10 protein-coding genes are annotated in these 13,267 nt (G+C 63.9%); 2 read left to right on the top strand and 8 right to left on the bottom strand.

The annotated features are described in order from the left end of the window. Window positions 1–944 precede the first annotated feature (944 nt). Entirely contained in the window at window positions 945–1,967 is a 1,023-nt protein-coding gene (locus ASG91_RS08160) for a hypothetical protein (protein WP_056922127.1), read from the top strand. A 5-nt stretch (window positions 1,968–1,972) separates the two neighbouring features. Here the strand turns inward: ASG91_RS08160 and ASG91_RS08165 are convergent, their stop codons facing one another. The 8 genes from ASG91_RS08165 to ASG91_RS08200 all read right to left on the bottom strand — a co-directional run bounded on the left by ASG91_RS08165 (window position 1,973) and on the right by ASG91_RS08200 (window position 12,117). Beyond that, window positions 1,973–3,142, bottom strand: a complete 1,170-nt coding sequence (locus tag ASG91_RS08165) for a DNA cytosine methyltransferase (RefSeq protein WP_082594006.1) — start codon at window positions 3,140–3,142, stop codon at window positions 1,973–1,975. Next, the gene (locus ASG91_RS08170; protein ID WP_056922128.1) at window positions 3,139–3,582 is read right to left on the bottom strand and encodes a very short patch repair endonuclease; all 444 of its coding nucleotides are present in this window, start codon (window positions 3,580–3,582) and stop codon (window positions 3,139–3,141) included. The genes ASG91_RS08165 and ASG91_RS08170 overlap by 4 nt, the downstream gene beginning before the upstream one ends. Beyond that, a complete protein-coding gene (locus ASG91_RS08175; protein WP_157606218.1) occupies window positions 3,579–4,205 on the bottom strand; it encodes a hypothetical protein in 627 nt (208 codons plus the stop codon). The genes ASG91_RS08170 and ASG91_RS08175 overlap by 4 nt, the downstream gene beginning before the upstream one ends. Then, on the bottom strand, window positions 4,202–5,863 hold the full coding sequence (locus ASG91_RS08180) for a DEAD/DEAH box helicase family protein (protein WP_056922130.1): 1,662 nt from the start codon (window positions 5,861–5,863) through the stop codon (window positions 4,202–4,204). The genes ASG91_RS08175 and ASG91_RS08180 overlap by 4 nt, the downstream gene beginning before the upstream one ends. Then, window positions 5,860–8,190, bottom strand: a complete 2,331-nt coding sequence (locus ASG91_RS08185) for an ATP-binding protein (protein ID WP_056922131.1) — start codon at window positions 8,188–8,190, stop codon at window positions 5,860–5,862. Before ASG91_RS08185 ends, ASG91_RS08180 begins: the two co-directional genes overlap by 4 nt. Before the next feature lie 363 nt (window positions 8,191–8,553). Further along, on the bottom strand, window positions 8,554–9,714 hold the full coding sequence (locus tag ASG91_RS08190; protein WP_056922132.1) for a DUF262 domain-containing protein: 1,161 nt from the start codon (window positions 9,712–9,714) through the stop codon (window positions 8,554–8,556). Further along, window positions 9,711–10,499 carry an FRG domain-containing protein gene (locus ASG91_RS20145; RefSeq protein WP_082594008.1) on the bottom strand — a complete coding sequence of 263 codons (789 nt, stop codon included), beginning with the start codon at window positions 10,497–10,499 and terminating at the stop codon, window positions 9,711–9,713. The genes ASG91_RS08190 and ASG91_RS20145 overlap by 4 nt, the downstream gene beginning before the upstream one ends. 424 nt (window positions 10,500–10,923) lie before the next feature. Further along, a complete protein-coding gene (locus ASG91_RS08200) occupies window positions 10,924–12,117 on the bottom strand; it encodes a helix-turn-helix domain-containing protein (RefSeq protein ID WP_056922134.1) in 1,194 nt (397 codons plus the stop codon). Window positions 12,118–12,263: 146 nt separating this feature from the next. On the opposite strand from ASG91_RS08200, the gene ASG91_RS08205 reads away from it, so the two are divergent. Beyond that, a complete protein-coding gene (locus tag ASG91_RS08205) occupies window positions 12,264–13,241 on the top strand; it encodes an alpha/beta hydrolase (RefSeq protein ID WP_082594009.1) in 978 nt (325 codons plus the stop codon). Window positions 13,242–13,267: the final 26 nt, after the last annotated feature.

Consider the following 13,267-nt stretch of genomic DNA (forward strand, 5'->3'; position numbering starts at 1 on the left):
TGACTAGGCACCCGGCTGCGCCTACCTCGAGCGGGACAGCAAGGGCTCTGGGTCTGGGCGAGGCCTGGGAAACGACCCTCCGCAATCAAGGGGCCGAAATCGGCGATTCGCACGCATGGAGACGACGCCTCATCGCCGCCACCGAGCCGCTGACTGTCGCAGACCTGCGCGTCGTTGCACTGAGACTGCAAGGCCTTCCGCCCTCTGCCATTGCCATGCGCAGGAGTCGCAAACGACTAGTCCGTGCCGACGTAGAACGCTTGTGCTTGGCCGTGGCCGTTCGTCTCACCAGCGACGACGCTGGCCCAAGTTGGCGACTCTTGGGCGTCGGTCGCAGTGGGCGGGAGCTCGTGCGCAATGCGATGCCACCGGAGCGTGCTGTTCCTAACGTGCCCCAGACTGAGTTCGACCGTCTGTGGCTGAAGGGCCACTCCAAGCATGAACTCAGAGACCTGCTGGCCATTGGCCCAGCTGCGGTCGAGCGCTTCGCGACTCAGGCACCGCCTCGTTGGTTCGGGCGGGAGATTGCCGCACACCTGGGGTGGTCACGTGAGAACCACCGCCTTCGGCTAGCCCGGGGACACTTCCCTGAGCCTGACGGTCGCGACGGTTTGCGGAATTGGTGGTGGCCAGACACGGTCATTGTGTGGGCACGGGGCCAGCGACTTGTGCCTTGCCCGGCGTGTGGAGCGCAGGTCGAGCGGCTCAAGCAGCATTGGAGGATGCATTCCCTAAGACAACATTCGCCCGCCTGACTGTGCCGCTTTAGGAGTCGCATCGGCGCCTGTGAGGTCTGGGGATGCGCCCCGAGTCTGTGCGTGGATGCTTGTCATTCACTGATCGGCGTAGCATCTCCACCACCGATCGGGGGCGCCCCCAGCGCCCTAGTGGTCACCGGTGCGACGATGGGTCTTGTGTCCCTGTCGACTCACCCTTTGCCAGTCGTGGCCTACTTCGACATGAACGTTTGGGTCGAGATGGCCCGCGGTCAACGGATGCAGGATGTCGAGTGGAACCGGGCGATCACTGCGCTGCATGTGGCAGTCACGGAAGCCCGGCTCGCCGTTGCTTTGAGCGCCGCCCACTATCTCGAGCTCTGGCATCGACGAGACATGACTTCTCGAGAGGCGGTCGGTGCCGTGATGCGGGATGTCACTGGTTACGCAGCGCTCTCGCCGATCCAGCGGGTTCGACGCTTGGAGATCGAAGCACTCGTCGACCGACACATGGGCGGTAGCCGCCGCGTCAGTACCCAGGATCTGCTCGGACAGGGAGTCGTCCATGCCTTCGACTCGCCCGACGGCCGATTTCGTTTCGTTGCTTCGATCGAGACATCTGAACGACGTGAGGGTGAGCCCGCTGCCGCGCCTGACGTCATGACTGACTTACGTGCGCGACCGGCGCTTTGGGAGTGGGTGAATCTCGTCGGGACGCAAGACTTCATCGACGGCGATTGGGTCGATCGAACCCCAGAGCACCGGCTTGGGGACCGTTACGCGCAACAGCAGCTTCGGCTCAGGCAGCGGGTGCGGGACGAGCCGCTCGTCCGGGCGCGGCTTCGCGACCACATCCTCGTCGAGGAAGTCGTAGATGTGACTGACGAGATCAATCGAGTCTGCGTGGAGCGCGATGTCGACCCCCACGGGCTGTTTTTCAAGGCACACGCTGACTCGTCCCCTGAAGCCGTTCGGCGTTTCGTCGAGGAGCTTCCTAGCGTGGATGCGAGTGTCTCGCTTCGTTGGTGGAAGCACAAAGACTTGGGGATGAACTGGGAGCAGCACGACAAGGTCGACCTCATGTCGCTGGCCGTTGCCGCACCATATGCCGACGTGGTCGTAACGGAACGTCGCTGGGAACACCTGCTGCGGGCATCAGGCCTCGCTAAGCGTCATAAGACAATCGTCGGTCGGGGAGTCGACGGCGTGTGGGCCGCCTTGGAGCTTGCCGGCACTGCCCGCTCGGAATAGGCGTCTCACAACCCAATGTGATCGCGGATCCGCTGCGCGAGCAGTTGCGCGACTGGGACCGCGACGGCGTTCCCGATAGCCCCCATGCTGCGCGAGCGGGCGACTGGGAACTCGTACCAATCCGGGAAGCCTTGAATGCGAGCGGACTCGCGCACGGTGAGGTACCGCAAGGAGTTGTCATCGAAGCGGATCATCGCCTCGCCGCCGCTGACTCCATGGACACCGGCCTTGATCGTCTTCGCGGGCCAGTCGAACGGACTTCCGGAGTGTTTCGGATACGCGCGTGCGCCAGGGATTCCTCGGTGGCTTGTGAAGCGTTCTGAGTCCACCCCATCAACCGGTTCGGGAAGCCCGACAATCGCGTCGCGGATCGTCTGCCACCGCTTCTGCTCGGGTCGACCTCGCTCCTTGAGTTCTCGCTTGCGCTCCTCCAAGCCGTCAGGGGCGATGGGCATCGCCATGCCGTGACTCGTCCAGTAGTCGCCGGTGACCCATTGGTCGTAAAGGAGAGCGTCACGGCTGAACTCGCCGTCGATCTTGCCTGGCCAGGTATCGGCGTTCGGAAGGTCCGATCGGATCCCGATCAGAAAAACTCGGCGCCGGTTCTGCGGCAGGCCGAAGTCAGCGGCGTCGATCAGATGCTGGGTGACGCGGTAGCACAAGGAACGTGGCCGAGCCTTCTTGATCCGAGAATCGTGCTCTGCCCAGAATTCATCCTCGTTGGGGGTAACCGTCGGCTTCTCGAGCTGATGCCGGATGTAGGAGAAGTACGGCGAGAACGACGGCCTCGTGAGCCCCGGGACATTCTCAAAGATCACGAACTTCGGACGCAGCTTCCGCACAACGTCCAATGCCGCCGGAAACATGTTCCGATCGTCCTCATCGCCTGCGTGCACACCTGCCAGCGAGAACGGCTGGCACGGGGGCCCGCCCGCTACTAGGTCGACCTGCCCTTCCATGAGGTGGGTTTGATTGAGCCAGATGCGGACGTCCTTCTCGTGCACATCGTCCTTGTTCCAGAGGTTCGGGTGGAGCTCCGCGTTGTGTCGAAGGATCTTCGCCGCGGGCTTGTACCACTCGACCAGCGCAAGATGTTCGAACTCGGCATTGCGAGTCCCGAGGGCCATGCCGCCGCCGCCCGCAAACAGCTCCACGGAAGTCATCAAGTTGCTCATCGGCCGATGTCCTCCCGCCGACCGCGAACGGCAAGTTCGACCCGGTCCGCGGCTGAGACGACATCACGCTCGACGTCGGACGCCCATACGCGTATCACCTTCCAGCCTTCGCTAGTCAGCGCCTGGGTTACCTGCGCGTCTCGCCGCATGTTGCGGCTGATCTTCTTCATCCAAAAGTCTGAGTTTGCGTGGCGAAACTCCTCCTCGAAGGACTTGTAGCCACGTGTCCGCCATCCGTTGCCGTGCCAACGGTCGCCATCCACGAAGCAAGCGACCCGGGCTGGCCCGAACACGATGTCGGGCTTGCCGAACAGATTCGTTGACACTCGGAAGCGAAGTCCTCTCTTGTGCAGTTCACGGCGCAGGGCCATTTCGGGTCGAGTCCCGGTATGCCTTACAGCCGACATGATTTTGGATGTCACCTGTGGGTCACGCTTCACGTCTGGTCGCCGCCCTTCGCCTGACGAGGGGCCACGCGGTAGTACTTGATGGTGATAGAGCAGCGGTCAGCGATCCGCTTGTGGTGGGCCTTCTCTCCGCGCGTGACCGGGTGATCCAACGTCTCCAAGACCACGATGCATCCCTCGTGGCTCGGGTTGCTCGCGAGGTGGTTGATCGTCGCCCAAACGAGGTGGCGGATGTTCTTCGCCGCATCCCACACGACGTAGGTCGTCGCGGCGCCAATCTTGGCGAGACAGTGAAAGGGTTTGACCCCTTTGCTGTCGTCGACCACCGCGGCGTCGGACCCGAGGGCGTGCTGGACGAGTTGCTCAGCGGTTGGCCCGACGGAGGTGCCGAACCTGGCGTACCTCCCGGCTCCGAGCTGAGCCCGTCCATACTCCTTCATCGGGCCGTCCTTGATCCATGAGCGGGAGTTCTCAATGCTCATGTACCTGGTGAGGACGCCGCCGATCTCGGGATCGGTCACCCAATCGTCGTACTGCGCGGTCCGGTTGTTGGCCGGCAGGTGCTCCCAGTCGAGCCGATCCGCGGCCGCATATAGAACCTTGACCACACCGTCGATCTGATCCTTCGGCACGCGGCGGGACTCTGCGGCGCTCATGATGCCGGGAGATCTGGGTCGAGGAACTGGAGACGTGCGTCATCGTTCGCCGTCTCAAGATCAGCGGCGTCAAGAATCCACTGATCGAGGAGCGACTCGGCCCGAGCGTCGCTGAAGCTTATCTCCGGCTGAGGCACCTCGGGAACTACCTCGACCTCGTCCGCATTGGTCTGCCTGCGCAGGTTGAGCAGGGCCGCGACACGCCGTAGGTCGCTGACGAAGTCGAGCGCAATCACCTTGTGCTTGCCCTCGCGGAGCCTCAGGCCACGCCCCAACTGCTGGACAAATATCCTGCGACTGTGGGTGACACGGGCGAAGCAGATGATGTTCACATCGGGCACGTCGACGCCCTCATTCAGGATGTCGACAGCAGTCAAGATCGGGACGCGACCGGATCGGAAGTCGAGAAGGCGAAGCTGTCGATCGCGAACCTTCAAGCCCTCGTGGATTGCCTGAGTGTTGGACCACTCTGGCGTTCGGCGCATCAACTCCGCCATGCGTTCAGCGTGCTCCTTCGTCTGGCAAAACACGATGGCGCGCGGGTCAAGCGTCGACCGCCAGGCTGCGCTCAGCTCGTCAAGGATCGCCTCGTCTCGCTGCGGCAGGAACAACTTGGAATTGAGCTCCTTCATTGAGTAGGAGCGCCGTGACACGTCCTTGACGACATCCCAGTCGATGTTGTCAAGGAACAGCCGGTAGTCGACCTGGGCAAGGTAGCCGAGGCGCATTCCCTCGCCGATGCCCAACTTGTAGGAGGCAGGCCCGAAATGGCTCTCGATGTCATACTTGTCGCCGCGCCACGGCGTCGCGGTGACTCCGAACTGGCTTGAGTCGCTCAACTCGGCCAGCAGCTGTCCGTACTGACCGTCCTCTCCCACATGGTGGGTCTCATCCACCATGACCACGGAGGGCCGGTAACCCGCTAACGCCACGTTGAGGGCACTGGCAACGGTCGCGAAGGTAACTCCACGCAGGTCCTTGGGCTTCTCGTCGCCGGTAAGGACCTGGGTCCTTACGGTCTTCGGCAGGTGCCTCCAGAGCGCGCGCTCGAGTTGCGCGACGAGGTCCTTGGTGTGAGCAGCCACCAGGATGTCGGCTTTCGGGTCCAACGCGAGGTGGTGTGCGATCACCTCTCCGCCGACGACTGTCTTTCCCAAGCCGGTGGCGAGCACCAGAAGCGCGCGACCCTCGGTGTCGAGGTCCTCAATCAACGAGGCAACGGCTTGGCTCTGGTAGTCCCGCAGCCGGATTCGCACTGGCTGGTCGGCAGCTTGCTCCCACAGCTGCAGCAGGTCGGCGCCGGTCCAGAAGTCGATGCGCTGGCCGGTGCGAGCTAGGACCTGAGCGCGCGCCGCAGCGTCTCGGCTGGGACGAACGTTGGTAACGACAACGCCGCGGTCCGCGCGGTAGTGATCCATCGCGTTGGAGACCTCGTCAACCGCACTCTTCGGAACGCTGCCCTGCTTCTGCCACTTGGCCTGGAACACCCACTTCTGCCCTGCGATCGTGGCGAGCAGATCGCCACCTTCGTCGCCAGAGCCGTCGATGTTCGAGATGTCGCTGTACCGCAGAAGGCCAAGGAGCCGCTCGACTTGCGTGGTGAACCGACGCTCACCCCCAAGTATGAGGTGCCGCGGATCAACGAAGGACTCGTTCACGACGAGTCCTCGGGTGCGTCGGCCAACTCTGCTTCCAGCAGGCGGCAGCTCAACCGACCGCGGTTGAGTTCATCGGGTCGCCGCCTTGTCTGGTGCTCCGCCAGCTGGCCGGCATCGTTCAGGTATCCGATCAAACGGTTGACCGTGAGCGCGCGGGCGTGGCTGTCCGTGAACGTCTGGTAGGGCGCTCGGAACACTCGGCCGTCGAGGAACTCGCCAGGACGCTGCTGGATGAGACGGGAGAGGGCAGCAGAAGACGCGTACAGAATCCAGGCTCCGCTTTCTCGAGCCTCCTGCCAATCGGCCTCCATGCCCTCCTGAGCAAACCGTTGCTCGGCGGCTGCCTGCTCTGGCTCCATCACGTAGCCCCAGAACCCCTCCGAGTTGCCCGCGATCACTGGCCGCATTGTGCGCCGGACGCGGTCAAGCAAAGCGTGAGCCGCACCGCCGAGCGCCGTCGGGGTCACTTTCTGGTCGGGAAGGCAACGATCCATCAGGTCAGCGATGATCGAGCTGAGGGCCTGAGTACTGCCCCGACGATCTCGGATGTGCTCGGCCACCCCGAGGACGGCGTACTCCCGCGGGTCCGCGCCAAAGTCAGTGAAGAGACTGTGGCCGAAGTCCACGAACACGTGAACGTCGGTTCCGCGCTGTTGTTGCACGTACACGGGCACCCGCTGACCGTTTGTGTCCGCGACCTCGGTGCCGTTCAGGCCGTAGACGGTCACCTTCAGGGCATTTCCGAAGCCGGGCAGCGCGTACTCGCCGGAGATGTCGTGGAGGACCTCTCCCTGCTGGCGGTATCGGTCCTGCTTCTGGTCCTCGGTCTCACGTGGCGGCGTCGGGTCCCCTGGATGTAGCTGCGCGTCAGTGGGCTCGGGAATGTCCAGCCGGAATCGAGCGTCGTCGCCGCCGTCTCCTGGGTCGCTCGACTCTGGAGGCACGATGACCTTCGGCTCGTCGTGCTGCTTCGCCTGCTCGTACCAGATGTGGTCATCCTGATACTCAGCGTCACCTTTGCGGAACAACTTCGCCCACTCACGGGCCTTCTCGTGGATCGCATGGTCGCCATCTCCGGGGACCAGATACTTGAGACCTGGGTCCAACCGTCGGTAGCCGGTGAAGAGACGACCGATCGGGGATTCGTTGGGCGGATAGCCGGCGTCGCGCGCGATATTCGGACGGACAGGACCGTCCCCGCGCAGCGTGCGAACAACCTGCTTCCACTCGATCGTGTTGTACTCAAATGCGTTCTTTTGATAGTTGACCCGTACGTGATCGATATGGATCTCGCCAACGATCCGGCCCTCGTTGGGCACCTCGATCGGGTACTCGCTTTCCGGGCGAGCGCCGAGTTCGTTGGGGTCCTCCCAAGCGAAGATCCGCACGTCACGAACGAGGATCTTGCGACCGTTGCGCAGGAAGTCGATGCCGAAGTCGGACTTGTGGGAGTAGCGCTGGATGCCGAGCCAACCCGTGATGCGGCGCTCGCGCTCCTCCAACTCGGTGCTGCCGCACTCCTCGCACTCGCGGACAGTGAGATCCTGCCACCGGCCGCAGTCGTGGCAGGCATTCAGCGACGGCAACTCCTTATCGATCTCGATATATGCCGGGTACTTGACGCCCCGCTGCACCACCGAGCGGTCCTTATTCCAGATGCACGGCAGCAGCGGCTGGACGGCTTTGCCGTCGACCCGGAGGGAGAAGTCACGCTCCCGTAGGAGATACGAGTACACGTCCCCGAGCAGGTCCCGGATCCTGGTCTGTTGGCGCGACAGCAGATCGTGCTGCTCCTGCTTCAGATCGCTGACGATGACCTGGGTCCCGTGCTCAGCCGTGTCATCCTTCGGCTCCCGGATAACCGGCACGACGAAGTTGTCCTGCGTGGCCATCTTCCGCAGGTCCAGGGTGACACTCACCCACTCGGAGTCGCCGGCCCGGGTCGTGCGAACCTGGGTCGAGTTGCCGAGTCGAGCCGTCGCGATGTTGAAGCCCATGCCGAACAGTCCGAGCTTGCCGTAGCGGGCGTTGCTCGACCACCCGGCGGACAGTGCCATGTTGAGGTGTTCGAGGCTCATACCCCGGCCGTTGTCGCTGATCCACACCTGGGCGTCCCGGTGGTCGGAATTCCGGCTGGGAAGGCTGATCGTGACCGTCGGCGTGTCGTCCTCCGCGGGATCCGAGAGGAAGTCATCGAAGGCGTTGTCGATCAACTCGGCGAGACACTGCCACGGCGCGAACTCGATGTCACCGAGCACCGCCAACAGCCGCGGATGCGGCGTGACGTCGATGCTCTCCCCGCCGATGGAGACTTCCTCATCGACCACAATTGACCCTTCCCTCGACCCTCGACCCTCGTCCGCTCCGTCTCGATGCGACTGTCCGACCCTAACGGCCGCGTCCGACGGAACTCGCTGACTTGGCTGAAGTGAAGGCGTTGTGGTGGGCCGCAACTGGCGCCTAGCGAGCTGGCGGTGGGGCCCTAAGCAACGTCTACGACGGGTCTGAGGCGACGCGCTTGGACTCGGCCATTACACCGGACGTCCTGATTCAGCAGATCAGTTGCCCTTCAGTGGTCGCCATCCGGTTCCACTGTGAACCCGGCCGAATGGCGGTCGGGGCCTTTCAGAAGGGCCGGCAGACTCGATGACGGACTAATAAAACCCACCCAAATCGGCTGACTGTCTGATCTAGTTCTCGTCTTCGAGGTCGTCGCTCCCTGGGCTCTCGTTTTCCCCGACAGCATCTAGGGCAGCGAGCTCGTCCTGATTCTGATACCCCTTGAGGTATGCCGTTAGGATCTCTGCTCGGCGGCTAAGCGCTCCTCCGTCGTTGGAGGACTGCACGAAGAGGTTGTACTCACGAAGTCGGTTGTTTCCGGGCCGGGTGAACGCAGGATCATCCTCGTCCATCCGCGAGGCGAGTCGACGCAGCTCTTCAAAACGTTGCAGGCGCTCCCGCGAAGCGCTCGCGATGAGCTGCGAGTCCCGGAAGGCGATGTAGTAGACGACGAGCGTCCCGACCGAGCGGAGAAGGGGGTCGTCATCTATGAAGAGCCCGGCCATACGATCCAGTACGCCAGCGGCGGTCGCTTGGTATCTGGCCATCTCAGCTGCACTAATCTGTGGCGGGTTCCCGCGGCTTGCTAGGAACAAGTCCATCAGCGTGGCGGCCTTGATGTCAGAGATGCGGCCGTTTCTCGTATCGATCTGATGCTCGATCGCCAAGAATTTCGCGGCCAGCTCCCGGTGCTTGTATCGAGAGGCCTTGATCGGCGACCGAGCAGAGAGCAGGCTGTGCGTAGCCAGAGCGTTGGCGGCATCCCTGGTCGCGCCCGACACGGAATTTCGCCGTTCGGCGTGATTCAGGGCGGTGGCGGCGTTGAGCCGTTGGAACAGTTCTTCGATTAAGTCAATGCTGTCCGAGCTAACGCCGACGATGGGTAGCTCGAAGTCGAGGATCCGCTGAGCCAACCCCGGGTAGGCGGACTGCAGTTCCGCAAAGGTGAGATTGGCGGCCGAAACGCTCCCGTCCTCGAAGTACTCGAAGTCGCTCGGGAGTTGCAACTCATTATCGAGGAACTCTCCGACAGCTTCGAGGCGTTGCTTGCCGTCTAGTACCGCGTACTGGATTGTGCGTCCTTGTTCAGTGGTCCGGCGACTTGTTGCCCGCTCGAAGTACAGTTTGGGGAGGTCGAATCCGTTGACGATCGAGTCGATCAACCGGCTCCGGGTTTCGCGCGTCCACACGCCACCTTCCCGCTGGTAGGCCGGTTCAAAGTCGATGGCCGGTCGCATGTGGGCATAACGTGCGATCGTAATCTCGCCCAGCGGCTCCGTGCGGATCTTCACAGCGAACCCTTGTGAGTGGCCTTGATTCGTCCGGCGATTCGATCGAGGTCGCGGTAGATGGTCACTTCTGTGAGACCTAAGGTTTCAAGTTGCTCCCGAAGAGCCTGCTTCTTTCCCGACGGGATCACAAAGCGCCGAAGGGACCTCGCACTCGCCAGCTGCGGAAGCGGATCCCCGTCTGCCGGCCGTTGGCTCACGGTGAAGGTTCCCGTCTGAAAACGGATTCGATCAAATGACATCGGCGCGATAACTGCCCGCGGTCTCATCCGCTGGGAGGCATCATGGCCTGGCCGGTAGTGGTCGAGGGCCGAGTGCCCGTCCCTCAGCAGCACGGGATGGCCTCCCCCTGCGTCTCCTGCTTCCTCGTTGAGATCGCGGGGATCGATCATGAGCAGCTCACCCTCCGCCTCTGCCTCGTCGGGCTTGGCCTCCCCACCGCGCTCGCAGGCGAAGTACAGTCCGACCAGAGGGCTCTGGGACCAATCGAGTAGGCGAGTCGGAAGCTGGTGGTGCTGCGCGAACGTGATCCAGCCCCATTCGTCGAACGAGTACGGCTGGCCGGCAGTCGCTGCCTCTTGGCGAAAGCGATCAAGCATAGATTGCTCGCTGTCCCGGTGACCCGGGCTTCGAAACACGGAAGGTTGGAGCAAGTACCCGCTGTCACGGTGGCCGCGATACCAGTACTCGCGGCCATCGGCGGTGATGGCTTGCAGAGCCACTAATAGATCTTGCACACTCCCAATCTCGGGAGGTGCAGGCTGCGCATCGCCAGTCCCTTCAGTCACGGAGGCAAACTAGCAGCCGGCCAGTTGCGCCGCAGGCGTCAGGCTCCGGCGTCGTAAACGCTGAGGCGATCGTGCCATCGAACGAGACCATCGCAACATCCCGGAATCGACCGCGCCATCGCATTTCTCAGCTATCAACGCAACGAGTCCGCGGCTCAACTCAGGCGGGGGACAGCGTCGGTCGTAATCATCCGCGAACATCACCTGAGTAAGCGGGGGCGCGCAAACTACGCGCGGCAGGCAGGGGGTCTTGCGATGACCTCTGCCGAATCTGTGTTCCATCACGCGATGATGCGCTATGCGTACCGCCAGTTCGATGTGCAGATCCGCGCTCAGACCGCGATCCGGCGTGCTCATTTGATTGCCGCTGAGCCTCGGGGGTCATGCCTGGGGCGACTTGGTGACAGTGCTCGGCCCCTCAGTTTCAAACGACGGCATTGGTCCGTCCGTCGACGCGCGTCGGCCCCTTCGGGACTCGTGCGCCCGGCGGCGTCACGGGGGTTGGTGATCGCAGTGATCCCAATGGCATGAGACGCCCTTGCCGCTCGGCCGCGGTCCAGAGCGCGAGGGCGACAAAGAGGCGCAGCCGTCCGAGGCTGTCGTCGATGCCGAACCCCAGTTCCGCGCCGTATTTCCTGACCCGCTCGGCTAGCGAGGTGTGGTGCAGGTGCACGGCAGCCGCGGCCTGACGCATGGATCCCATGGTGAGCACGGCGTCGAGGTCAGTGAACGACGAAGGCCCGAACCTGACCCGCAGCCTCCCGAGCGCGAGGACGTCGGGATGGTGGGCCGCGACTTCGGCGTCAACGTCGGCGAGAAGGGTCAGGCAGCCGAGGTCCTCGGGCCGGAGCCAGCGCGACCAGCTGGTGCTGAGCCCGGCCAGCCGGAGCGATGCACTGAGGGAGCGCCAGGCCGGGGCAAGGTCGTCGACCTTTAGCCCGGACCGTACGACTCCGTCGGCGTGGGGTAGCAGGTCGTCTAGCTGGTCAGGCGGCATCGTCGTGGGAGCGAGTACCGCGACGACACCCGGCTCTACCCGGGCGCCCCAGACGGGGACGGACCACCGTTCACGGAGGGCGGCCACGATGTCCCGTTCGGACCCGAGGGCACGGATAGCGAGAAGGCTGAAGATGCCGTCTACAGGTATCCCAGCGAGCCGGGCCGCCCGAGCCCGCTCGACGCTGGAGACCTGTGCCGATAGGAGCAGCTCGAGGAGGGCCGGGTCGGCCAGACCGCCGGCTGCGGGAGGCACCGGGGACCCGTTGCGCCGACCCAAGATCGCAGTTGCGGCCATCGCCATCCGCTCCAGGATCAGGTTGTCCAGCTCGGGTGCGTCCCCGACGCGTTCGAGCCACACGCCGACACCTCCGTCGGTCACACTGTCGTCGGCGTAGATCCTTTCGGTGCCAGCTGCGGATTCGGGAGCCAGATCGCGGCCGTCGGCGCCAAAGCGTGCGCGCAGACCGTTCGGGACCGCAATGCCCGCCGGGCACTCGGCGAGAGCGGCGCCCGCTCGGACCACCGTGGCGACATCCGCGTGGTGGCGCACGAGCTGGTCGAAGTAGGCGATGACGCGCAGCGCTCGTTCACTCTCGCCGTCGACGTCATAGAGGCGCATTAACAGTCCTTGCACGAGCACCGTCCTTTCAACCCACCATCTGGCGGGCTCCATCGACCAACAATGCGCCAGATGGTGGCTGTTTCGGCGTGGCGCAAACCTTACCTTTCGAAGTGCCCAATGACGAGCCCCCGGAAGAGGACCCGATGACCCGCAGTCTCTTCGCAAACCCCCGCCTCGATCCTGAGCTAGCGGCTGCGTCTGTGCTCCTCCCTGAGATCGACCTGCGAGCGTCCACAGAGGCGCGACGACTGGAGCGGACCCTCAGTGCCGAGATAGGGGGACTGTCGGACCTTGGGGTGACGACGCGAGATCTAGTGGTGCCCACTCCCGAGGGTGGCGTCCCAATCCGGTGGTACGAATCCCAGTCGAGCCGCCACACGGACGAGACGGGCCAGCCGCGCCCGACGCCCGTGATTCTCTACCTCCACGGCGGGGCCTTCGTCCTCGGTGGCCTCCACTCGGAACACGGGCGCTGTGCAGAGTACTGCGCCGAGACCGGCGCTGTCGTCGTCTCGGTCGACTACCGGCTCGCCCCGGAGAACCCCTACCCGGCAGCCGTCGAAGACGGGCTGGCCGTGCTGCGCTGGCTGGTCGTGGAGGCCGAAGACCTGGGGCTCGACGTCAAGCGGATCGTCCTCGCCGGACTGAGCGCTGGCGGGTGCCTCGCAGCGGTGCTCGCCATCGCTGCGCGCGACCAGGGCCTCTGTCGGCCACGGCTCCAGATGCTCATCAACCCCGTCACCGACTCGTCGCTGAGCAGCCCGTCCATGGCCGAGTTCACAAGCACGCCGATGCTCACCACCACCCACTCACACGACATGTGGGAGCTCTACCGCGGGGCGGCGACGCCCGCCGACGCCGACGGGATGCTCGCTCCAGCCCACGCCGCCACACACTCCGACCTCGCCCCGGCATTCATCAGCGTCGCAGAGCTCGACCCCCTGCGCGACGAGGGAATCACCTATGCAATGAGCCTGCTGAGGGCAGGCGTCGGAGTCGATCTCCACTGCTACATGGGCACTTACCACGCGTTCGACAGCTTCCAAAAATCTCGCGTCGCCCGGCGCAGCCGCACCGACCAGATCAACGCGCTGCAGCGCGCCTTCGCCCGCTCCTCCTAAGCCAACTCCGGCCCCAACCCGCCACC

Origin of the sequence: Phycicoccus sp. Soil802, from assembly GCF_001429605.1 — a bacterium.
Taxonomy (GTDB): Bacteria; Actinomycetota; Actinomycetes; order Actinomycetales; family Dermatophilaceae; genus Pedococcus.

What these genes read in the sequence shown, in the direction of transcription:
- ASG91_RS08165 (WP_082594006.1), bottom strand. Translation starts at nt 3,142, where the DNA reads ATGAGCAACTTGATGACTTCCGTGGAGCTGTTTGCGGGCGGCGGCGGC.
- ASG91_RS08175 (WP_157606218.1), bottom strand. Translation starts at nt 4,205, where the DNA reads ATGAGCGCCGCAGAGTCCCGCCGCGTGCCGAAGGATCAGATCGACGGT.
- ASG91_RS08200 (WP_056922134.1), bottom strand. Translation starts at nt 12,117, where the DNA reads ATGCGCCTCTATGACGTCGACGGCGAGAGTGAACGAGCGCTGCGCGTC.
- ASG91_RS08205 (WP_082594009.1), top strand. Translation starts at nt 12,264, where the DNA reads ATGACCCGCAGTCTCTTCGCAAACCCCCGCCTCGATCCTGAGCTAGCG.